The 22,029-nt window shown below is 62.0% G+C and carries 23 protein-coding genes; 8 read left to right on the top strand and 15 right to left on the bottom strand.

The genetic code is table 11. From position 1 onward, the window contains the following. The first annotated feature begins 43 nt into the window (after positions 1-43). Together BMZ10_RS01290 and BMZ10_RS01285 are read left to right on the top strand one after the other, a co-directional pair. Positions 44-949, top strand: a complete 906-nt coding sequence (locus tag BMZ10_RS01290; protein ID WP_093458259.1) for a LysR family transcriptional regulator — start codon at positions 44-46, stop codon at positions 947-949. A gap of 278 nt (positions 950-1,227) precedes the next feature. After that, positions 1,228-3,609, top strand: a complete 2,382-nt coding sequence (locus BMZ10_RS01285) for a TonB-dependent siderophore receptor (protein WP_093458258.1) — start codon at positions 1,228-1,230, stop codon at positions 3,607-3,609. Between the two features lie 76 nt (positions 3,610-3,685). On the opposite strand, the gene BMZ10_RS01280 is transcribed toward BMZ10_RS01285, so the two are convergent. From BMZ10_RS01280 to BMZ10_RS01260, 5 genes are all read right to left on the bottom strand, one after another. Continuing rightward, positions 3,686-3,946 carry a hypothetical protein gene (locus BMZ10_RS01280; RefSeq protein WP_093458257.1) on the bottom strand — a complete coding sequence of 87 codons (261 nt, stop codon included), beginning with the start codon at positions 3,944-3,946 and terminating at the stop codon, positions 3,686-3,688. Positions 3,947-4,200: 254 nt separating this feature from the next. Beyond that, on the bottom strand, positions 4,201-6,435 hold the full coding sequence (locus BMZ10_RS01275) for a xanthine dehydrogenase family protein molybdopterin-binding subunit (protein ID WP_093458256.1): 2,235 nt from the start codon (positions 6,433-6,435) through the stop codon (positions 4,201-4,203). Continuing rightward, positions 6,422-6,901 (bottom strand): (2Fe-2S)-binding protein, encoded by a 480-nt coding sequence (locus tag BMZ10_RS01270; protein ID WP_093458255.1) that lies wholly within the window; start codon positions 6,899-6,901, stop codon positions 6,422-6,424. The genes BMZ10_RS01275 and BMZ10_RS01270 overlap by 14 nt, the downstream gene beginning before the upstream one ends. After that, a complete protein-coding gene (locus BMZ10_RS01265; protein ID WP_093458254.1) occupies positions 6,898-8,160 on the bottom strand; it encodes a cytochrome c in 1,263 nt (420 codons plus the stop codon). The genes BMZ10_RS01270 and BMZ10_RS01265 overlap by 4 nt, the downstream gene beginning before the upstream one ends. 317 nt (positions 8,161-8,477) lie before the next feature. Then, positions 8,478-9,491, bottom strand: a complete 1,014-nt coding sequence (locus BMZ10_RS01260; protein ID WP_256214285.1) for an AraC family transcriptional regulator — start codon at positions 9,489-9,491, stop codon at positions 8,478-8,480. A gap of 11 nt (positions 9,492-9,502) precedes the next feature. Between BMZ10_RS01260 and BMZ10_RS01255 the strand changes: the two genes are divergently transcribed. Next, entirely contained in the window at positions 9,503-10,342 is an 840-nt protein-coding gene (locus BMZ10_RS01255) for an SDR family oxidoreductase (RefSeq protein ID WP_093458252.1), read from the top strand. A gap of 81 nt (positions 10,343-10,423) precedes the next feature. Here BMZ10_RS01255 and BMZ10_RS01250 read toward each other — a convergent pair whose 3' ends face one another. Then, entirely contained in the window at positions 10,424-11,314 is an 891-nt protein-coding gene (locus tag BMZ10_RS01250; RefSeq protein ID WP_093458251.1) for a LysR family transcriptional regulator, read from the bottom strand. Positions 11,315-11,418: 104 nt separating this feature from the next. On the opposite strand from BMZ10_RS01250, the gene BMZ10_RS01245 reads away from it, so the two are divergent. From BMZ10_RS01245 to BMZ10_RS01235, 3 genes are all read left to right on the top strand, one after another. Next, positions 11,419-12,411 (top strand): zinc-dependent alcohol dehydrogenase family protein, encoded by a 993-nt coding sequence (locus BMZ10_RS01245; RefSeq protein WP_093458250.1) that lies wholly within the window; start codon positions 11,419-11,421, stop codon positions 12,409-12,411. A 36-nt stretch (positions 12,412-12,447) separates the two neighbouring features. After that, positions 12,448-12,762: a putative quinol monooxygenase gene (locus BMZ10_RS01240; protein ID WP_093458249.1), complete on the top strand. Its 315-nt coding sequence runs from the start codon at positions 12,448-12,450 to the stop codon at positions 12,760-12,762. A 78-nt stretch (positions 12,763-12,840) separates the two neighbouring features. After that, a complete protein-coding gene (locus tag BMZ10_RS01235) occupies positions 12,841-13,332 on the top strand; it encodes a cupin domain-containing protein (RefSeq protein WP_093459865.1) in 492 nt (163 codons plus the stop codon). Here the strand turns inward: BMZ10_RS01235 and BMZ10_RS01230 are convergent. Beyond that, positions 13,311-14,270, bottom strand: a complete 960-nt coding sequence (locus tag BMZ10_RS01230) for a LysR family transcriptional regulator (protein ID WP_093459863.1) — start codon at positions 14,268-14,270, stop codon at positions 13,311-13,313. The genes BMZ10_RS01235 and BMZ10_RS01230 overlap by 22 nt on opposite strands. A gap of 98 nt (positions 14,271-14,368) precedes the next feature. Here BMZ10_RS01230 and BMZ10_RS01225 point away from each other — a divergent pair, with 98 nt between their 5' ends. Next, positions 14,369-15,499 (top strand): L-dopachrome tautomerase-related protein, encoded by a 1,131-nt coding sequence (locus BMZ10_RS01225; protein WP_093458248.1) that lies wholly within the window; start codon positions 14,369-14,371, stop codon positions 15,497-15,499. 167 nt (positions 15,500-15,666) lie between these two features. Here BMZ10_RS01225 and BMZ10_RS01220 read toward each other — a convergent pair whose 3' ends face one another. After that, complete coding sequence (locus BMZ10_RS01220; RefSeq protein WP_093458247.1) at positions 15,667-16,161, bottom strand: Lrp/AsnC family transcriptional regulator; 495 nt, start codon at positions 16,159-16,161, stop codon at positions 15,667-15,669. A gap of 133 nt (positions 16,162-16,294) precedes the next feature. On the opposite strand from BMZ10_RS01220, the gene BMZ10_RS01215 reads away from it, so the two are divergent. Then, entirely contained in the window at positions 16,295-17,305 is a 1,011-nt protein-coding gene (locus BMZ10_RS01215) for a DMT family transporter (RefSeq protein ID WP_093458246.1), read from the top strand. Between the two features lie 249 nt (positions 17,306-17,554). Here the strand turns inward: BMZ10_RS01215 and BMZ10_RS01210 are convergent, their stop codons facing one another. From BMZ10_RS01210 to BMZ10_RS01180, 7 genes are all read right to left on the bottom strand, one after another. Then, positions 17,555-18,568 carry a GlxA family transcriptional regulator gene (locus BMZ10_RS01210; protein ID WP_093458245.1) on the bottom strand — a complete coding sequence of 338 codons (1,014 nt, stop codon included), beginning with the start codon at positions 18,566-18,568 and terminating at the stop codon, positions 17,555-17,557. Positions 18,569-18,733: 165 nt separating this feature from the next. After that, positions 18,734-19,474 carry a CbtA family protein gene (locus BMZ10_RS01205; protein WP_093458244.1) on the bottom strand — a complete coding sequence of 247 codons (741 nt, stop codon included), beginning with the start codon at positions 19,472-19,474 and terminating at the stop codon, positions 18,734-18,736. A 26-nt stretch (positions 19,475-19,500) separates the two neighbouring features. Next, the gene (locus BMZ10_RS01200) at positions 19,501-19,680 is read right to left on the bottom strand and encodes a CbtB domain-containing protein (RefSeq protein ID WP_093458243.1); all 180 of its coding nucleotides are present in this window, start codon (positions 19,678-19,680) and stop codon (positions 19,501-19,503) included. After that, positions 19,677-20,045, bottom strand: a complete 369-nt coding sequence (locus tag BMZ10_RS01195) for a nitrile hydratase accessory protein (RefSeq protein WP_093458242.1) — start codon at positions 20,043-20,045, stop codon at positions 19,677-19,679. Before BMZ10_RS01195 ends, BMZ10_RS01200 begins: the two co-directional genes overlap by 4 nt. 10 nt (positions 20,046-20,055) lie before the next feature. Next, positions 20,056-20,679, bottom strand: coding sequence for a nitrile hydratase subunit alpha (nthA, locus tag BMZ10_RS01190; protein WP_093458241.1), 624 nt, complete (start codon positions 20,677-20,679; stop codon positions 20,056-20,058). 43 nt (positions 20,680-20,722) lie between these two features. Further along, entirely contained in the window at positions 20,723-21,466 is a 744-nt protein-coding gene (gene nthB, locus BMZ10_RS01185; RefSeq protein ID WP_093458240.1) for a nitrile hydratase subunit beta, read from the bottom strand. A gap of 27 nt (positions 21,467-21,493) precedes the next feature. Further along, positions 21,494-21,997 (bottom strand): DUF1097 domain-containing protein, encoded by a 504-nt coding sequence (locus BMZ10_RS01180; RefSeq protein ID WP_093458239.1) that lies wholly within the window; start codon positions 21,995-21,997, stop codon positions 21,494-21,496. Positions 21,998-22,029: the final 32 nt, after the last annotated feature.

Raw genomic sequence — 22,029 nt, 5'->3', positions numbered from 1 at the left:
GGGCCAATCGTTAACGACCTATCCCGGTTTTCAGGACAATCCCATGCCCGATCCTCGCATGAGCCTCAACGAACTGGACGCCGTCATGGCGGTTGCGCGCCGATGTTCGTTCCGTCAGGCGGCCATCGACCTCGACATTTCGACCACCGCGCTGAGCCATACCATCGCGAAGCTGGAAGCGAGCCTGGAAACGCGTTTGTTCAATCGCACCACCCGCAGCGTGTCGCTGACTGATGCGGGCGAACTGTTTCTTCAGCACGTCGGGCCTGCGCTACAGGACCTGCGCGCCGGTCTGGACGCGGTCCGCTCCCACAACGCCGGTCCTGCAGGCGTGCTGCGCATCAACGCATTCGCCACCGCTGCCCGCGCCGCACTGCTGCCGCTGGTACTGGAGTTCATGCGGCGTTACCCGCAGGTGCACATCGATCTGGTGACCGAAGGCCGCCTGGTCGACATTGTCGCCGACGGGTTCGACCTGGGCGTGAGGGCGGCGAATCTGATCCCCAGCGACATGATCGTCGTCTCCCTCGGCCAGTCCCAGCGCTATGCCGTGGTGGGCACGCCTGCCTACTTCAAGGTCCATGGACGCCCGCATACACCGGCCGATTTGCTCAAGCACCCCTGCCTGCGAATCCGTCTGCCAAACGGCGGGATTTACCCGTGGCACTTCGAAAAGAACGGAGAAACGACCCGGCTGGATGTCACCGGCCCCCTTACCCTGGATGAGTCGAGCGTGGCCAAGGCTGTGGTTCAGGAGAGCGTTGGGTTGGGATTTTTCATGGAGCAGGACGTCATTCCCGAGATCGAAGCCGGGGAGTTCGAGCGAGTGCTGGAAGACTGGACCCCTCCTCGGGACAACCTGTGCCTCTACTACGCCAACCGCCGCAATCCCTCCTCTGCGCTCCGAGCCTTCATCGACCTGGCACGCGCCAATCTGGTGAACGCCTGACGGCGCGATTCCCGCCGCAGCTCCAACAACCTCGCTGAGATAAGGCCCTGGATAGGCCGCAATGGGGCACTGCGGGTGTCTGGTGAGCTGTACCTCTGACTTGCACCGCATATCGAATATGAATCTATCCCGTTTTTGATCGCGAACGATTTGCATTTGTAATATATGAAAATTTTGTTAACATCCGGCCCCCATGGCGCTTTGCTATGCGTGACGGAGCACGCTTTCAACACCCGCAGGGAAGCTGAGCAGATTTTTGAACCTCAGGAAGCTTCTTCATGCACCGCCCAGTTTTCTCGCTTCTGGCCACTGCCATTGCAGTCGGCTTCACCCCGATGTCGATCGCTGCACCTGTTCATTTCGATATGCCTGCCCAGTCCCTTGCCACATCATTGACTCAAGTCGGCAGCTCGAGCGGCATGCAGGTGGTCTTCGACGCGAGATCCGTCGCGGGCAAGCAGGCACCCATGATTCGCGGCGACCTTGAGCCCGCGCAGGCACTGCAGCAGCTGCTGGCGGGCAGCGGGCTGACCATGGCGATGGAAGGAAACACGGTGCGGGTCGTTCCGTCGGTCCAGACGGCTGCCGCAGGTCAGGGCCAGATCGCATTGCAGAGCGTGGACATCAATGCCGACTACGGCATCGCCGGCATGGCCACGACCGAGAATACGGGCTCGTATACGACGGGTTCCATGAACACGGCGACGAAGCTGCCGCTGTCGATCCGCGAGACGCCACAATCGGTCAGCGTCATCACCCGCCAGCGCATGGAAGATCAGGGCATGAACGACCTGAACGACGTGGTCAAGTACGCGCCAGGCGTGACGCTGCACAAAACCGCGTCTGACCGTCAGGAGTTCCTGTCGCGCGGCTTCAAGATCGACAACATCATGTACGACGGCCTGCCGACGAGCATCAGCACCTACACGCAAGACGTGATTTCCGGTGCCGATCTGGCCATGTACGATCGCGTTGAAGTGGTGCGTGGCGCCACCGGCCTGATGACCGGGGCCGGCAGCCCGGCGGCGACGCTCAACCTGGTGCGCAAGCGTCCGACCGCGACGCCGCAGGTCAGCGTTACCACCAGCGCAGGCAGCTGGGACCGGTATCGCACCGAGATCGACGCTTCGAACAAACTCAACGAATCCGGCACCGTGCGCGGGCGCGTCGTCACGGCTTACGAAGACGACAAGAGCTTCTCCGACATTCGCGAAAATCAGCGTCAGACGTTTTACGGCATCCTGGAAGCCGACCTGAACGATTCGACGACCTGGACAATCGGCGCATCCAAGCAGCGCGACGACAACACGTCGGACTGGGGTGGATTGCCAAGCGGCCCGAATGGCGAAGACTTGCACCTGAAGCGTTCGACCTTCCTCAGCAACGACTGGTCGTACTGGAACAAAGACAACATCAGCCTGTTCACTGACCTCACCCACCGCTTCGACAATGGCTGGTCCGCGAAGATCGCCGCACAGAAAATCTGGGCCGAGGCCGACACTTTCTCAAGCTATGTCGGCAACTATGACGGACTGGGTTTCCAGCAGTACCACGGCAAATATCGCGACGACGACGATCAGACCAACCTCGACGCATCGCTGACCGGCCCCTTCCAGCTGTTCGGCCGCGAGCACGAACTGGTCGTGGGCGTCAGCCATCGCCAGGAGAAGTTTCACCAATGGGGCGGCTGGACCGACGGCACGCCGATCGACCTCTACAACCCGACTCACTCGGTGCCCAAGCCTGACGTCGACACCAGCCTGTACAACGTGCAGAACACTGCGACCGAGGAAGGCATCTACGCCGCGGCGCGCCTGAACCCGATCGATCCGCTGCACGTGATCATCGGCAGCCGTGTCAGCTGGTACGACTACAACGACCTCAAGGGCGACAGCGACTACAAAGCTGTGCGCGAAGTGACGCCTTATGCCGGTGTCATTTACGACCTGAACGACACCTACTCTGCCTATGCCAGCTACACCGAGATCTTCAAGCCGCAAAGCGAGCTGGACGCGGCAGGCAGCGTGCTCAAGCCGTCCACCGGCAAGAACTACGAGATCGGTCTGAAGGGTGAGTACTTCAATGGCGCGCTCAACGCGTCGGTGGCCCTGTTCGAGCTGGAGCAGGAAGACCGTGCCTACGCGCTCGACAATCAGACTTCGGCCAACTGCCCGGGCTTCCCTGCCCGAAGCTGTTCGGAGGCCGGTAATGTCCGCAGTCGCGGCATCGACACTGAGATCAGCGGTGCGCTGACGCCTGACTGGCAGTTCTCTGCGTCCTACACCTACGTCTTGAGTCAGTTCCAGAAAGACCCGAACAACAACGAAGGCAAGCTCTTTGCTCCGGAACAACCCAAGCACCTGTTCAAAGCGGCGACCTCCTACACACTGCCGGGCGAGCTGCATAAATGGCGCGTCGGTGCCGACGTCCTGGCGCAGAGCAAGACCTTCAACCGGGTTGGAACGGGCACTGCGGATCAGGACGCCTACGGCATCGTCGGCCTGATGGCCGGGTACAAGCTGAACGAGCACTGGGACGGCCGCGTCAACGTCAACAACCTGTTCAACACCCGCTACTGGCAGGGCATCCCCAACGCCTCGGGCACCGGTGTCTATGGCGACCCGCGCAATCTGATGTTCTCGGTGAAATGGTCGCTCTGACCTGAAAACCTGCTGCCCGGAACGGTTCGGGCAGCGCCCCCTGATCGCCGGTGAAAGCCGACGACCAGGCCTCTTCTCAGCAGTGGACAGAGGCCCTGGACGCGGCAACCCCCGCCTCGCCTGCCCCACCAGACTGCCCTGGGGTGCCGTGCCCGAATTGCAGTTCGAACGGCGGCAACGGCGAATATCCCAGATCCACGAACCGAATCCCGTCAATGACCGGCGCCGCGCAAGGCGTTGCGCCAAAGGCTACGCCGAGCGCGGCGTCTTCGGGTGCAAAAAAAGCGATGGTTTCGACGGTCACCGTATCGATGACCAGCAGGTAAGGAACCGTCACGGTGGGGCATATCCGCGTACACAGCGTGTTCAAGTCATGAAGCGCCGCATAGATCGTCGACGAAGTGCCGAGGGACCTGCTGTACCAAGTCGTCATAGTTCAAAAGCCAATCGGGTTATTGCGCTGAGACACATCGCTCCTGCGCAGGTTCCAACGTTGTCAGCCTGTCTGGTACAAAAACCTGCGCGGTCGCCGCCGCGTGCACCCTCTCGACAGCGCGACATGACCGCTTCAGACCCCCGACTCACAGCCACTCAAGCCACCGGCCGCGCGCGGCTCAGCGGCAAGTCGAGGCAGCGTTTGCCGGTTGCGTCGGCCAGGGCGTTGCCGAGCGCCGCGGCCATGGGACCCTGCACGATCTCGGCAGCGCCGAGGAACGGCTCGCCAGGCTGATCCAGCAGATGGACCTGTACATCCTGGGGAAGCTGCGGGAACCGCAGGATCGGGTATCCACTCCAGTCGTAGCTGCGCACGCCGCCAGCGTCGTAGTCGACCTGCTCGAACAGCGTCCAGCTGATCGACTGGACAATGCCGCCCTGCACCTGATTGCGCAGCCCGTCAGGGCTGACGATCTGGCCGACATCGACCGCAGTGACAACCCGTTCGACGCTGATCTCACCCGTCTGCGGGTGAACGTTGATCTGAACGGCCACGGCGCAGTAGCCCATGATGTTCTTGTAACGCGCGAAGGCGAAACCGACGCCCGAGCCGACAGCCGCCGGTTTGCCCGGCCAGCCGAATGCGTCCCGGGCCTTTTCGACGACTGCGCGTGCACGCGGGTCGGTCAAGTGGTCGAGACGGAACTGCACGGGATCGACACTAGCTTGCCGAGCGAGCTCATCGATGCTGGCTTCGATGGCAAAAATGTTGATATGCGCACCCAGCGAGCGCATGGCGGAAGTGCGAAACGGCATCTGGGTCACGAAATTCATGTCGATCCGGGTCGCGCCCACTTCGTACAACGGAATGGCATTGCGATCACCGTCACCCTCTGGCTGCGCGATGGGCACCGAGGGCGCGGACGCGAAAGGACGCGCCAACAGGCGTGCCGGAATCAGCCGCCCCGCATTGACGATTCGCTCGTTGTGGGGCGTGGTCCAGAGCTCATACGCCCAATTCCCGATGCGGCCATTGGCATCCAGACTCGCCTCAAGTTCGGTGACCATGGCCGAACTGTAGGGCTCCCAGAGATTCTCCTGCTCGCGCATCCACTGCACGCGCACCGGCAGATTCGAGGATCGCATCGCAATCAGTGCAGCATCGGCCGCCGCATCGTCCGCACCGTTGTGCCCATAGCAACCGGAGCCTTCGACGTGGACACAGCGCACCTTTTCCAGCGGCAGGCCGACCATTTGCGCGATACCGGCGCGCAGTGGATACACGCCCTGCGTGTGGGTCCAGACGGTCAGCATGCCGTCCTTGAACCAGGCCACCGAACACGAAGGGCCGATCGACCCGTGCATGAGGTATTGCTTGGTGGTTTTGGCGCGGTAAGTCTTCGCGCCGCCCGGGGAAGATGAGCCCGTATGGCTGATGGGATAACGTCGGGCCGGTAGCTGTTTCAAAAGCGTGTGGATGGAGGTCGACTCCGGCACGGCCTCGCCGCCGCTCCACTGAGCCGACTCGTACCCCAGCCGCATCGCCTTGACTGCCTGCCACTCGTCCTTGGCGACCACCGCCAGGTAGTTGCCATCGCGGATGACATTGACCACACCGGCCAGTTGCGCGATCGCCTCGCTGTCGAAAGCTTCCAGCCGGCAGCCAGGACGCGGCGGACGGATCACCCGGGCATGCAGCATGCCGGGCAGCCGCATGTCCTGCACGAACGCCGCGCCGCCACTGACTTTGGCCGGAATGTCCAGGCGCGGGATGGAGTGCCCGATGAGCTTGAAAGCCTGAGGCGCCATCGCCGGAGACTGCTGCTGGGCATAGCGATGCAGATCGACCCCGACGACGGCATCGGCGTAGCTCATCGTCTGGCCCGACGGTGCGTGGATGGTCGCTTCGACAGTTTTCAGCAATGCCAGGTCGACGCCCCAGCGGTGCGCGGCCGATTCCAGCAGCAACTGGCGAACCTGCGCGGCCGCGTTGAACAGCGCCGTGCCGCTGTCGAAAATGCTGTGGCTCCCCGCCGTGTAACCCTCGTTAGGCGTCAGCGCGGTGTCGGCGGTCAGCAAGTTGATCGCCTTGGGCGAGACCTCCAGTCGCTCCGCCGCGATTTGCAGCAGCGCAGTCTTGACCCCCGTTCCCAGTTCCACCTTGCCGGTGTAGACCGTGATGCCTTGCGGGTCGATCCTGATCCACGCGTCGAGGTAGGGATTGGTGCGCAGACTGCCCGCCAGATCAGGCGCCAGTATCACCGTGCCCAATGTATCGACCTCAGTATCGGCGAGCACACGCCGGGGAACGGGCATCAGGGAAAAAGCGACCAGCAGCGTGCTGCCCCTGAGAAACGCCCGGCGGCCGAAACCCGCTTCATTGTTGCTCATGGGACACCTCCCGCCTGGCGATTCGACTGATTGCCTCGACGATGCGCAGGTGCGTACCGCAGCGGCACAGGTTGGTCGCCATGTGCGCACGAATCGTCTCCTCGTCCGGGTGCGGGTTGCGCTCAAGCAGCGCCTGCGCCCGCATCAGCATGCCGGCGATGCAGTAACCGCATTGCGCGGCCTGACTGTCGATGAAGGACTGCTGCAGTTCACCCGGTTCCTCAGCGGTACCCAGGCTCTCGACCGTGCGGATCCGTTTGCCCTCCATGCCGGCACACGGCGTGAGGCAGGAGAACACCGGCTTGTCATTGACCAGCACGGTGCAGGCGCCGCACTGGCCCAGGCCGCAGCCATATTTCGCGCCGTTAAGGCCCAGATGGTTGCGCAGCGCGTACAGCAGCGGCATGTCCGGTTCGAGGTCCAGCGTGTGGGCAGAACCGTTGACATTCAAAGTCAGGTGAGTCATTTCGCCTCCTGGCGCAGTTCGTGGAGGGTGGCAGAAAGGTCCGGCCATGGCTGGGCAGGGTTCGATTGCTCTCGCAGGAAGGCGGCGAGCGCGATGATCTGGTCATCCTCCAGGCTCGCCGCAAAGGCAGGCATGGCCGGACCCGGCTTGCCCGGCAGCGAGGGAATGCCTTGCAGCACGGTCTGCAGGAAATTGCGCGGGCTGGCGGCACGAAGTGCGGACGTCTGATTCAGCCCCGGACGTCCATCGATGACGCGCATGGGTGCCGCCTGGGCATGGCAGCCCGCGCAGGCGCCGGTGAACAGCGATTGGCCGAGCGACTGTTGCGCGGGTGGCGCCTGACGCGCGGCCGTCACCTCGGCGACGCGCTCGCTCGGGGTCAGGCTGAGCACATACTCCGCTATCGCTTCGGCATCAGTGACCGGCAGACTCCGGAGGCTCAGACTGACCGGTCGCATCGGTCCGGCTGCCGTACCGTGCTGCGCCACGACTTCGCCGCGCAGATAGCCGACCAGTTGATCTCTGGTCCACGGCTGAGCGCGGGCCGCCATCCCCACCAGCGACGGCGCGTCCCATCCGTCAACGCTGCCGCCGGCGAGGTACTCGCCCGACTTCTCGGCACCGATGAAATTCAGCGGCGAATGGCAGCCGGCACAATGCCCGGCGCCGTCCACCAGATAACGGCCACGGTTCCACTGCTCGCTGCGGCCCGGGTCTGAGACGATCGGATCGGTATGCAGAAACAGCAGGTTCCAGAACGCAACCAGCGGGCGGATGTTCATCGGGAAGTTCATATGGTTTTCCATCGCCGGCGCATGAACGGGCGGCCCGCTCATGAGGTACGCGTACACATCGGCAATGTCGCCGTCGCTCATCTGGCTGTAGTGCAGATAGGGAAATGCGGGATAGAGAAAGTGACCGTCCCGGGCGACGCCTTTGCGCATCGCTCTGGTGAAGGCGTCCGGCGACCATTGCCCGATGCCGGTTTCGGCGTCTGGGGTGATATTGGTGGTGTACAGCGTGCCGAACGGTGTCACTAACGGCAGACCGCCCGCCAGGTGCTTGCCGCCCGGGCGGGTGTGGCAGACGGCGCAGTCGCCCGCTTCGGCGACCCGAGCACCGCGAGCAATCTGCGGCGGATCGAATGTGGGTGCGACGGTGACAGCCTCGATGGCAGGGCGCCAGAGGATCAGCAACGCGCAAACCCCGGCCAGGACTCCCGCACCCAGCAACGCACCGTAAAGTGTTCTGCGATTCATCAGGACGCCTTCTCCCTGTGACGAGCTTTCCGGACGCGCCGCCAACAGGACAGTTGAGGCGCCGTTGAGTATCAGCAATCTCGCTGGATCAAGCCTGGAGCGGCACGCCAGCGATGAAGCCAGCGTAGAGGAGCGTGCGACTCGCCAGAATGACCCTGTCGCGCAACGATGCTTTGCGCCCGTCGCAACAGCGGTGCTGCGTGAATGATCGCCCAGACGGGAACAGGGTCTTGAAGGTTCGTGCTGAATTCAGCGTCGTAATGCTTTTCGGTATCTGCGAGACGCAGGATTGACAAGGTTGACCGAGCAACGCTCGATCATGCCTCGCCATCCATTGCGTGGGCGTTCCGGTAGTGTCTGGGTGAAACACCGGTGAGCCGCTTGAAGGCGTTGCTGAAGGCGCTGTCGGACCCATACCCCAGCCGTTCGGCCAGTGCGCCGAGCGACACCCGCTCCTCGCGCAGCGCTCGCTCGGCCAGTTTCATTCGCCACGCCGTCAGATACGCCACGGGGGATATGCCCGCGACACTTTTGAAATACGCCGAGAACGCCGCGCGAGACATGGCCGACGCGCGGGCCAGCGTCTCCAGCGGCCAGGTGCGCCCGGGATCGCTGTGAATCAAACGAAGGGCGGGAGCCAGACGCTTGTCGCTCACCGCTTTCAGCCAACCGGGATCGACCCTCCCTCCCCCTTCGAGATGGGCGCGCAGGATCTGGATGAACAGCAGATGCGCCAGTTGCGACGAAGCCGCCGACGCGCCGGGCATGTCTTCTTCGCGCTCCTCGATCATCCGGTTCAACAACCAGAGCAGGGTCGGCGCTCGCCTTGACTCGGCGCTGATATGCACATGCCCGGCGAGCGCATTCAACAACAGATCGGCGTTTGCATGAGCCAGCTGAACGTTACCGCCGATCATGAAAAACTCTTCACCGCTGCCCAGGTAAGCAATGGCGCCCTGACGGGAGCTGAGCAAATCCTGCAGCGCCATCCGCGGTGCCTTCAGATCACTTGCGATGATGACGGGCTGCGCAGCGGTCATCAGCACGACTTCACCGCACTGCAGATGGATGGGCTTTCTGACACCCTTGATTTTCAGCCAGCAACTGCCACGCGCCACACCCCAGAACTTCACGTTATCCGGAGCGGGAATGTCGAGCGCCCACTTGCCCCCGGCCACCAGGCCGCCCGAGGCAACCGTCCGGGCATTCATCATCCACAACAGGTCGGAAAATGGATCAGCGTGCATATCAGATTTTCGCGCATGAAAACGAGAGGATACCTCATCAATCGGACAATATTCGTCCCTAGAATGAACATCCTGTTTTTCCAAGGAGACTCCCGATGCAACGTACATGGCTCATTACCGGAATCAGCAGCGGCTTTGGTCGCATCATGGCTGAGCAGCTGTTGACCCGCGGCGACCGGGTTGCGGGGACCGTGCGAACGCTGTCCAGCGTCGCCGACCTTCAAGCGCGTTACCCTGAACATTTATGGCTGGCCGAGCTAGACGTGGCCCAGACGCTGACCGTGCGCCCGGTCGTCGACCGTGCCTTCGCAGCGCTGGGCCGGATCGACGTTGTGGTCAATAACGCCGGCTACGGGCTTTTCGGGGCTGCCGAAGAAGCGACGGATGAGCAACTTTTCCATCAGATCAACACCAATCTGATCGGCTCGATGCAGGTCATTCGCGCGGCGCTGCCTCATTTGCGTGACGCCGGTGGCGGGCGAATCATTCAATTGTCGAGCGTGGGCGGGCAAGCCGTGTTTCCTGGCGCTTCGCTGTATCACGCCGCCAAGTGGGGCATCGAAGGCTTCCTCGACGCAGTGTCAATGGAGGTCGCCACGTTCAATATCGGCTGCACGTTGATCGAACCGGGCAGCGCGCGAACCCGTTTTCGGTATGCAAATTCGCAGCTCACGCCGCCGCTTGCGGCGTACGATGACTCTCCGGCCAACCACGCACGCAAGATGATCGAGGCCGCCGCCGCGGTCCCTCAGGGTGATCCCGAAAAAATGGTGCGAGTGATGATCGACAGCGTCGACCAGCATCCGGCGCCCCGACGCATTGCGCTGGGCAGTGACGCTTTCAACGCGATGCACCAGCAAATGGGCAAGCGCCTGGCGGACCTGGAAGCTCAACGCGAACTCGCCTTCTCCACGGATTTCCCACCGGGTGTCTGATCGCCGGACGGCCGGCTGCCCTTGCCAGCCAGTGCATGGTCAGGCCTGGTGACTCGCGGGCTGAATGGGCCGGCCAGTACGTCATGTCAGCGGCTTTTCGCTGACCTGCTGTTTGAGGTGGTCGATAAAGCTGCGCACGGCAGGCGAAACGTTTTCTCGCGACGGGTAGACCGCAAAGATGCCGATTGGAGGCTCAACGCTCCAGTCGGCCAGCGCCTCGACCAGACGCCCCGCCCTCAAATCCTCGGCAACGTGCCAGTCGGCGAGCAAAGCAACGCCATGTCCGTCGAGGGCCATCTGTTTCACGACCTCCCCCATGCTGGCCGCGAACCGTCCTCGCATGCGCACAGCCTCCTGGACATCGTCACGGGCGAAGACCCAACGCCGCTGCGCCCCGATGATCAAGGCCGTGTGCGCGCTGAGCTGCGCCGGGCTCGAAGGCATGCCGTGGTCGCGCCAGTAGGCGGGGGACGCGCAGACCAGCCGTCTGCAGGGCGTGATCTGCTGGGCGATAAGGGTTGAGTCTTCCAGCGCGCCGTAGCGAATGGCGAGGTCCACGCCTTCTGCGATCAGGTCGACCATGCGGTCTGTGAGATCCAGCTCCACCGACACCTTCGGGTAGCGATTCAGGTAACTGCTCACCACCTCTGACAGGTAACTGCGCGCCAGCGTCGCCGAGGCAGTGATACGCAGTCTCCCGGAGATGTCGGCATCGTTGGCGAGCACGCGCTGCGCGGCATCGACGCCTTCGAGGATGGTCAGCACATGGGGGTGAAAGTGTTCGCCGTAGGTCGTCGGGCTCAGGCGGCGCGTCGTGCGATTGAACAGGCGATGGCCGATGCGATCTTCAAGTCCCAGCAGCCGTTTGCTGCCCCCGGCCGGGCTGATGCCGAGTTTTTCCGCGGCGGCACGAATGGAGCCGCTGGCGTAGACCTCGGCGAAGAACCGCAGGTCATCGATGGAATCAAGCATGAATTAGCAACCAATGGGACCGTAAGTCACAACGATTATCGCCTATTCGTTCCAGTTGCTCGATGATAATTTTCAGTCATTGTGAACTGACTTCTGGAGCAACGATGAAAGCGATCGTCATTAACCGGCATGGGGACTCTCAAGTCTTCGAAGACATGGACCTGCCGGACATTCAGGCCCGGCCCGGCCATGTGGTCATCGACGTGCAGGCGACCAGTGTGAATCCTGTCGACACCAAGATCCGCCAAGGCAGCGAAGGGACCGCAGGGCTCACCTTTCCGGCGGTTCTGCACATGGATGTGGCAGGCATCATCAGCGCCGTGGGCGAAGGCGTGACCGGCTTCAAGGTGGGCGACGAGGTTTATGGCTGTGCCGGCGGAGTCGTCGGTATTCCGGGCGCACTGGCTGAGCAGATGGAGGCCGATGCGGACCTGATCGCTCTCAAGCCTGAGTCGCTGTCCTTCGCCGACGCTGCCGCGCTGCCGCTGGTATCGATCACCGCGTGGGAAGCCTTGGTCGATCGCGCGTCGATCAAGCCGATGGATGATGTGCTGGTTCAGGGCGGCACCGGCGGCGTGGGGCATATTGCGATTCAACTGGCCAAGGCCATGGGGGCACGGGTGACCACCACTGTCTCAACGCCCGAAAAGGCGGCCATCGCGCAAAAGCTGGGCGCCGATGAAATCGCGCTGTACAACGCCGAAACACCCGAGCAATACAGCGAACGCATTACCGGTTCCAAAGGCTTCGACACGGTATTCGATACCTTCGGGGGCAAGGTTCTGCAGAATTCGCTCAAAGCCGCAAAACTCAAAGGTCACGTCATTTCCATCATCGGCTACGACACCTATGACCTGACCGACATGCATTTCAAGGGGCTCAAGCTCGATCTGGTGTTCATGCCCATTCAAATCATTCACAACGTCGAGCGAAAGCATCATGGCGACATCCTGCGCAGGGTCGCGGCGCTCGTCGACAGAGGTGTGATACGGCCGCTGATCGACCAGCGTTTTGCGTTTACCCGAGAAGGCGCCGGGGCTGCCCATGATCGACTGGAGTCCGCCCGAGCCATCGGAAAAATCGTGATCGCCCGCTGATCGCCACCTCACACACCCTGCCGGAAGGTCATCCTGATGAACAGCCAATCCAGCTCAGCCACACCGCTCTACCTGGTCGCCACACTGCAGGCCGTCAAAGGCGCGCAAATGCAGTTATTGAAGGCACTTCAAACGTTGGTCCCACGCTCGAGGCAGGAGCCGGGTTGCATTCGGTATGACCTGCACGTCGATCGCGACGACTCGACAGCGCTGATCGTTTACGAGATCTGGCGAGATCAAGAGGCGCTCGATGAGCATGCCGCTTCAGGCCACTTCCAGCAATTCCTGAAAACGGCGGAACCGCTGTTGGCCGCCCCGCTGGACGTGCGAGTGCTCGACCTCGTGCAGTGAGGCTAACCGCCATTCCTTGAACATTGCGCCGGGCGCCACCGCAGTCTCGGCGCTTGCAGCAACTTATTGGGTTTCGACATGAAAGCATTCGCCCTTCCGCTCCTCGCCTCACTCGTTCTCCTGAGCGGTCAGTCCATCGCGGCTGAACCGTCCATCACCGATGCGCCCGGAAAAGGCCAGCAACCGACGATATCGCCGTTCCGGCATGCCGTGCCGGACCTGTACGACTTCAGTCAGATCCCGGTGGAGAACATGGGTGCCGGTATCACCCGTCAAACCGTTCACAACGCCCAGAGCACGCTGGCCAGATGGGTTTTCGCCAAAGGCGCTGTCGTACCCTTGCACCACCACGTCAACGAACAAATCACCTGGATCACCGCCGGATCGGTTGAAGTCTTCTCGCAAGGTAAGCGGTTCGTGGTCCGCGCGGGAGAAGTGATCGTGTTTCCGGCCAACGTGCCTCATGAGTTTCATTCGCTGGAGGACGGCACCGTCGACGTCGATGTCTTCACTCCAGCCCGCCAGGACTGGATCGACGGTACGGCCAACTACATCAAGCCCGCCTCTTGATCCAGTGGCGGTTGCGTGATGTCCTGGCTGTTGCTCGGGGCATCGTGCAACTGGCTGCACCGCGCCGCGAGGAATGTGCGCAGCTTATGCACGGCAGGCATCAGCGAGCGACGGTGTGCACAGACCATCTGCAAGGGAGCAGGCTGACCCACTTCCTGCGCGAAGATTTCCACCAGCCGTCCGGCGTTGAGGTCGGCCATGACATCGATTCTGGATTTGTAAACGATACCCGCGCCGCTCACCGCCCAGCGACGCACGACATCCGCGTCATCACTCACTCGATCGCCTGTCACGACCACGGTTTTCAAGCCATTTCGGGTATGAAAGGTCCACCGCTCGTGGGTCTGCTCGCTCATGACGTAGCGCAGGCAGTTGTGCCGGGCCAAGGCATCCAGGTTTTCCGGTACGCCATGCCTGGCCAGGTAATCGGGTGACGCGCAAAGCGTGCGCCGGTTCCACGGCGCCAGAGGCAGCGAGATCAGGCTTGAATCCGCGAGCAGGCCATAGCGAATGCCGACATCGATCGGGTCGGTGAAGAAGTCGACCACACTGTCGCTGATGCGCAGTTGCAGCTGGATCAGTGGATGCTCGGCCTGAAAAACTTCGAGCCAGGGAAGCAGCACATTGCGCCCCAGATCCGACGGCATCGACAGCCGTATCGGCCCCGACAACTCGCCACGCCCCTCATCCAGCACCCTTTCGCCGCTGGTCAGCGCTATCAATGCCGCCTCGGCATGAGGCAGGTAGCGCTCACCTTCGTCTGAGATGCGCAGACGCCGGGTGGAGCGCACAAACAGGCGCACATCGAGCTGGCCCTCGAGCCGCTGGATGGCCGCACTGGCGAATGCAGGGGATGTGTCCAGCACACGCGCCGCCGCTGAAAAACTGCCCAACTTGGCGGCTGTCACGAACATGTGCAGGTCGTCCAGACGGATGATCTTCTTCATAGCGACGAAATTCTTTCCAGTATTCACGTGATTATCAGGATATTCGGGAACCGCGATCATCGTCTTCTACTTTCAGTGGAGTTTCGCCGATGACAACCTTCAAGAAACGCTGGCTGGTCCCCGTGGCCATGACCGTATTCGCCGCTTATGGCAATGCCAATACCAATACCAATACCAATACCAATACCGCCGACCGTGCGCTCGAGGTGGTCGCCCATACCTCGCAGGCGGTATGGAACGCCGTTGCTGTCGACAGCGCCGGCAAGGTCTACGTATCAGGTCCCAGATGGACAGGCATGAAGGGACCTTCGGTATCCAGACTGGATGCCAGCGGCGAGCCCGTTGCCTTTCCGGACGCGCGCTGGAACAGCGACGATGCATCGATTCCCGCGTCGCAGCGTTTCATCAACGTCAACGCCCTGCATCAGGATGACCGGGGGCAGTTGTGGATCGTCGATGCCGGCGTCACCGGTTTCGGCGGTCATGTCATCCCCGGCGGCGCAAAGCTTGTGGTCGTCGATGTGCAGTCCGGCAAAACGGTCAAAGTGATCGTGCTCGATTCCACGATCGCCAAAGACGGCAGCTATATCGATGACATCCGCTTCAACGGCGATCATGCTTACTTGAGCGACGCAGGCGTGCCAGGCATCGTTGTGCTGGACCTGAAGAACGGTTCGATGCGCCGGGTTCTGGAGAACACTCCGGCGACCCACGCACCGGCAGACAGAGATATCATCCTGAGCGGCAAGGTGGTCAGAGCGCCTGATGGCACGGCACTGCGCGTTCATTCCGACCCGCTGGAAACCAGCATCGACGGCAAATGGCTGTACTTCGCCGCGCTCGAAGGCCCGTGGTACAAGGTTGAAACACGCTTGCTCAACGATGCCGCGCTGGCGCCTGAGTCACTCTCCGCCAGCGTTCAGTTCTGGCGTGACCTGCCTCCGGTGGGCGGCACGGCGATGGACAAGCAAGGCAACTTCTATTTCAGCGACCTGGCAACCGACACCCTCAAGCGCATCAGCGTTTCAGGCAACATCGAGAGCATCGTTTCCGACCCTGCACTGCATTGGGTAGACGCCCCCGCATTTGACCCGCAAGGCCGCATTTACCTGCCGGCCGCTCAAGTCGATCGGGTCGGCCTGTTCAACGGAGGAACGTCGAAGGTCCAGTGGCCGCTCAAGGTATTCAGACTGGACGTCTCGAAACCTTCCACCCGGTAAGGTTGCCAGTCAGCCAGCCCCCTTCACACGCTGTCCGCCATCCGGGCAGCGTGTCCATCGCTTCAACTTGCCACCCACGCGCTGGCACCTCACCTGTCCCACGGCCCTGGCACCTCCGTTAAGGCGACGCCAGGTCAGCGTCGTGTTAAAACGTGCGCACCACTCGATCAGCTCTTTTCAATCAGGGTCATTCCGTTGGGCGGCAGCGGCAAGGCGGTTTTGTACCTCACTTGCTTGAGAGCGAAGCTGGAACGAATGTTCGCGACGCCGGGAATCTTGCTGAGATGGTCGAGAATGAACCGCTCAAGCGCCTGAATGGACGACACCAGCACCCTGATCAGATAGTCCGCATCGCCGGACATCAGGTAGCACTCCATGACTTCCGGGCGCTCGGCAATCGCAGCCTCGAATCGCGCCAGCACCTCGATGACCTGCTTCTCCAGGCTGACGTGAATAAAGACGTTCAGGTGCAGCCCCAGCGGCTCTGGGTCGAGCAGCGTCACCTGCTGACGAATGAGCCCTTTTTCCTGCATGGCCTTGACCCTGTTGAAACAAGGCGTAGGCGACAGATTGACCGCACGCGCCAGCTCGGCATTGGTAATCCGGGCGTCAGCCTGAAGCTGATTCAAGATGTTCACATCGGTGCGATCCAAACGATGCATAGGGTATTTATTCTCCAGATAGACGCTTATGAAGAATATTTATATCGCGCTACGGCGATTTGCAAGGATCTTGAGAGAAATAATCTGACACCCACCATTTAAACTGGCCTCATCTACTAATGAGGTGAGCATCATGGGGAACGCAAGCGATCAATGTCCCGGCGCGGCAGCCTGCAGTCAGGGCGGACAGACCGGTTTCAACCTCAGGTCCAGGCAAGCCAATGGCCTGGCCCTGCTGTTGATCGCCATCCTGATCTGGGGCGCCAACTGGCCAGTGATGAAAACCGGCCTGTCCCACATCACGCCCATCTGGTTTTCCGCGAGTCGATTCGTCACCGGCGCGGCCTGCCTCTTCGCGCTACAACTCATCACCGGCACCTTGCGCCTGCCGACTCGCCGGGATTTGCCCCTGCTCTTGAGCGTTGGCCTCTTGCAGATGCTGGCGTTTACCGTATTGGGCTCGGTGGCCATGGCGGACATTCCGGCCGGACGTTCAGCGGTGCTCGCTTACACCACGCCGCTCTGGGTACTGCCGGCCGCCGTCCTGTTCTTTCGTGAAAGACTCACTCGCACCCAACTGATCGGCACGTTACTCGGCATTGCCGGCGTGGCGGCGCTGTTCAATCCGATGGCGCTCGACTGGAACAACGGTTTGATCATCCGTGCGAATCTGCTGCTGCTCTGCGCGTCACTCTGTTGGGCCATCTGCATTCTCCACTTGCGCTACTACAAGGGAGACTCCAGTGCGTATCAATTGGCGCCGTGGCAAATGCTCGTCGCGTCGGTGCCATTGCTGATACTCGCCCGCGCAGTGGAAGGCCCGTTCTCAGGGGACGGGTCACGCACTTTCTGGGAGGTCATCCTGTTCGTCGGGCCGTTGGCGACCGCGTTCTGTTTCTGTGCCGTGAATGCGGCAAGCATGTGGCTTTCCAGCACCAGCATGGCGTCGGCGATGCTCGGCGTACCGATCGTGGGGCTGCTGATGTCGGTGGCCATGCTCGGCGAACACCTGACCCCATCGCTGACGGCAGGCGTGATCGCAATCGCAGGCGGCATCCTCTTCGTGACCATGGGTTCCAGGAAGCCAGGCCCACGGCGTGAGGCAGCGGGCACGACCGAGGCGCGAATCAAGGGAGGACGCTGAGACCGGCCTTGTTGCAGGGCGGCACAACACAAATCGCATCAGAAGGCTGCGGGTTGACCGCTGGCCTTCGAGCATTAATCAAAGACCGGCACTCGGCATCGAAGATGAACCACGCAACGTGCCGGTCTTTCAAGGGCTCAGGCGCTAGCACAGCGTGTACCCGATCGAAAGAGTCGCGGGAAGTCGACTTCACGTCATCCGGGGCGGTGTACGCGCTGCCTCAGTTCACAGGGTGAACCAGCTCGCCACTCACTCGCTCATCGCCCACTGAGCTTCATCGGCAGGCGCAGGCCCCGCCGTTCCTGAGCGGAAGCGGGAGCGGTATTCGCCAGGACTGATGCCCAGCCGCTTGACGAAGACCCGGCGCAGGCCGTCGGCGTTTTCAAAACCGCAACGGTTGGAGATTTCCTTGATGGATTGCTCCGTGGTTTCCAGGAACCGGCGCGCCGCGTCGATGCGCGCGTCGGCCAGAAAGGTCATGGGCGGCATGCCCGCTTCCTTGGTGAACAGTCTGGAGAGGTTACGAGGGCTCATGTGGACCCGCGCTGCCAGGGACGCCAGGCTGTGGTTCAGTTCAAGGTTGGCCAACAGGTATTCCTGCACCGCTTCGACCTGAGAGTCGACATCGCCCTGCACGTCGAGCAGCGGGCTGAACTGCGACTGGCCGCCTGCCCTTCTCAGGTAAACCACCAGGTATTTCGCGACATCAATGGCATGACGCTTGCCGAAGTCTTCCTCGATCATCAGCAACGACAGGTCGATCCCCGCCGTCACGCCGGCGGTGGTGTAGATCGTACCGTCCTTGACATGAATATGATCGGGGTCGACGTGAGCGGTGGGAAACAATTCGCTCAAGTGCGCCGCGTCCATCCAGTGGGTGGTCACTGACCTGCCATCGATCAGACCGGCCGCGCCGAAGGCAAACACTCCGTTGCAGATCGACGCCAGACGCCGGCAGCGCGTGGACTGCACGCGGAGCCAGTCGCACAGCGCCGAGTCGGTGTAGACGTCGAAGATGCCCAGCCCGCCCGGCATGATGAGGGTGTCGAACTCGGGGCACGGGTCGAAAATCGTGCGATCCGGTATCACCGTCAGTCCGCTGGAGGACAACAAGGGGCTGCGGGTCGTCCCCACGGTGAGCATTTCATACTCGCAGGCCCCGTCGGTCAGGACTTTGACTTGGGCGAAGGCATCTTTGGGACCGGCGATGTCCAGCAGCTGGAAACCGGGAAATAGAACCATGCCGACGATGATTTTTCGCATCAAGTACCGTCTCGTTATCTGACTCAGTGGTGGAAAAACCGAATGGCCTGCAAACACGCTGAATCGAACCTGTGCGGCCGGTCGTGATCGGCCGCGAGTCACCTGGTTATTCAGGTCCGCCCGCTGGAGCGCCACTTGCCGGGCGATTCACACAGGCGTCAGCGGTCAAGTCAGGGCGTTCAACCCGGCGCGTTGATCGGCGGCAGATTGCTCCTTGCGAAACAGCCAGGCGCTCATCCCGCCAAGGACGATCCAGAACACCGCATTGACCATCAGCGATGCCACATGGAACTGCGCCTGGAGCGCGTCCGGCGCCAGAGCGTGATGCTCCGCAGGCTGTGGCGCGCCGTACAGATGTGGCGCTGCGATCAACAGCAACGCTACCACACGCCAGCGCCAGTGACGGGCGAACACCAGCAGCGCCAGACCGAGTGCGGTGGCGAGTGCCGTTGCGCCCCACCAATCCTGCCGGGACCCCAGATCCGCCGCCAGCGTGCCCGGCAGTTCGGGCGGCAGCCCTGCCGCCGGCGCCAGACAGAACGTCGCATAACCTGCCAGCCCCCACAGGATGCCGTGCCAGGCCCTGAGCGGGGCGCGCAGGTTATACACGGCGCTCAGGAGCAGCGCGAAGCCGATCGCGACCACCAGATTGCCACCGAACGTCGAAAGCGTGCGTGGCCATCCATTTTCCGGCGTCCAGGCCTGCGTGTCGTGCTCGTGCGCGTGCGCACCTGCAGCGTGTTCATGCGAACCCGGCCCTTGCACCGGCTCATGGGCGGTCTGGGCAGACTCGTAGACCTCAGCCTGCAGAATCAATGGAGAGATCCACGCACTTTGCAGCAGTGTGAGCAGCAGCGCCGCCATGGCGCCGGTGTAGCAGGCAGTGGTCAGAATTCGCTTGAACATGCGTCAGGTGCTCCGCAATCGGTCCATCAGTGGCAAGGGAAGCCCGCGCTGTGACGGGTGTCATGGGCGGCGTTATGAACGACTTCCAGGTGCGAAAACCCGGCGAGATAGACCAGCGAGAGGCCCATCAGAATCGATCCGAATGTCACCACCAGACGATTGCCACGGCTGCGGCTGGAGGCGTGTGTCAGTACTGTGCTGCTCATGGGATGCTCCTCGAATCAGTGTTTTGGGTGTCGGATTTCAATGCGCTCAAGCGCGATTGCAGTTCGTCGGTGTCAAGCAATGAGTGCTCTTGCAGCACCTGGATCAAGGCCTCCAGGAAGCGCCCGTAGTAATCCCAGGGTGGCTGGTTATCGCAGGGCAACTGTTCCCAGCTGGAAATGGAGCCGATCAGGTTCTGGCGAAAGGCTTCCCACTCGAAATGCCCCGCTTTGGACAGCGCCAGCGCGAGGCCGTACAGGCTGCGCTGCCAGTCCTGAGTGAAGTGCAGACGGCCCTGGGCGCGCGGCGGGGAATCCCTGTGGCCCAGCATGCTGTTGGCGGCGAACTCTTCGAATCGGGTGAACATCGGACGATCCTCAGGCGGCGGGCAACTGGACTAACGCAACGCCCATCATCGACTCTGGCGTGACCAGCGCCGCCAGTTGTTCTTCGCTCAGATGCTCCGAATTGGCCGGGCGCTCGGGCAGCACGAACCAACGAATCTGCGCGCTGCTGTCCCACACCTTGACCTCGGTGTCTTCGCTGACCGGCACGCCGAACTCTCGCAATACCGCGCGCGGTTCACGCACGCCCCGCGCGCGGAACACCGGATCCTTGTACCAGTACGGCGGCAGACCGAGTATCGGCCACGGGTAGCAGGAGCACAGCGTGCAGATGATCAGGTTATGCACGCCCGGGCCGTTGGCGACGGCGAGCATGTGCTCACCTTCGGCGCCCTCCATGCCCTGAGCGAGATCGAGTTCGGCAATGGCTCTGGGGGTATCGGCGATCAGGCGTGCCTTGTACTGCGGATCGACCCACGCGCGGGCGACGATCTTCGCGCCATTGAAAGGCCCGGCGACGGTCTCGAAGTGCGCGAGCACCGTGTCTACTGAGTCGCTGCCAATGACGCCTTTTTCAATCAGCAACGCTTCAAGGGCGCGCACTTTGGCCGCGCTTTCGGCCTCACGCTGTTTTTCGTAATCGAACAATTGACTCATGACAGGGCTCCGTTGTTATCAAGGGCGTTCAGCGCTGGGCGCATCACTTGGGCGGCTGCAGGTAGGCTTCGAACAGGTCCGCGTAGATCGTCGTGTTGGGTTCGCTCTTCTCGGCACCCCAGATGTCCGCGGCATCGAACGCCACGCGGTACACCGGCATCGGCTCGCCAATGCCGTCCGCGCCGGTGTTGACGAAGTAGGCGTAGGCGCCGGGATACACTTCGACGACCTTGCCCGGCTTATGACGCAGGTACCCCGGCAGGCGGGTGTGATCCACCGCCACCGGATCGGCGATAGTCACGGCGTCGCCCGTTTGAAATAACGCAATGCCCTGATACGGACGCAGACCCGAGTCGCCTTCCAGCAGGTACCGCACGATCTGCTCTTTCAACGGCGCGCTCGGCTTGTCCGGCAGCGGCGCATCGGGCTGCTGGCGATAGAAGTCGGCGCGGTTCTTCAGCTCCTCGCCCTCGATGTAGCCTTGGTCGACAAAGAACCCCGAAATCCCGCCGAGCCACTTCTCGTAATAGCGAAACTTGAAGTACTCGAACGGCTGCATGCCTTCCGCGCCGGTGCGCAGCGATGCCCATGTCCACTCGCTCCTGAACGCCGTGGGCAGTGTGTCGACCGGGTACTTGGGCAGCGCCTCGGTCAGATGGGCGCTTTCGGCCATCATCACGGTATGGATACCGAAGATGCGTTTCTCCCATTCCTGAACGAATACCTGCTTCTCGAACGCCACCGGGCCGAGATTCTCAAGGCCGCCGAGGTAGTGTTGTAATTTCATCGAGCGCTCCAGTGTGTGATGAATGGATCAGGCCAGTTGCGTGGTCGGTTTAGTGGTCAGTGCGTCGCCCAGTCGCTCGGAGACGTAGCCAAACACCGCGCCGGTGATGAGGGCGGCGGCGGCGATCAGCGCAGGGTTTTCCAGACCGGGCGTGGTCATCGGCTTGCCAGCGACTGCCGTCGTGCCGACCGTGGAAGCGAAGCCCCAGACAATGGCCGGCAGAATGCTCAGCAACGGGACCTTGGACGCCTGAACCATCAGCGCACTGCCAGCTCCGACGAGAATGGCAATGAAGAACGGCGCTTCACTGACCGTCGCGATCCCGAGCAGCACCAGCGAGCTGATCACAAGTCCGGTGAGGTTCGACGCGACGCTGCGCTTGAAACCGGCGCTGCCGCCGCCGACGATGAAGAATGACGCCCAGGCAATGAACGTGACCCAGACCGGAACCGGCCAGACAGTGGCCGTCAGGTAGGTGTCCAGCACAGCGAGCAGACCGATACTGACGGTGTAGGCTTCTTGCTTTTTCATGGGATGTTTCCTGTGGTTGGAGGCGTGGCGTG

This window comes from Pseudomonas sp. NFR16, from assembly GCF_900108875.1.
Lineage (GTDB): Bacteria > Pseudomonadota > Gammaproteobacteria > Pseudomonadales > Pseudomonadaceae > Aquipseudomonas.
Note: the sequence above shows the minus strand (reverse complement) of the source record. Positions and strands in the feature narration are given on the sequence as shown.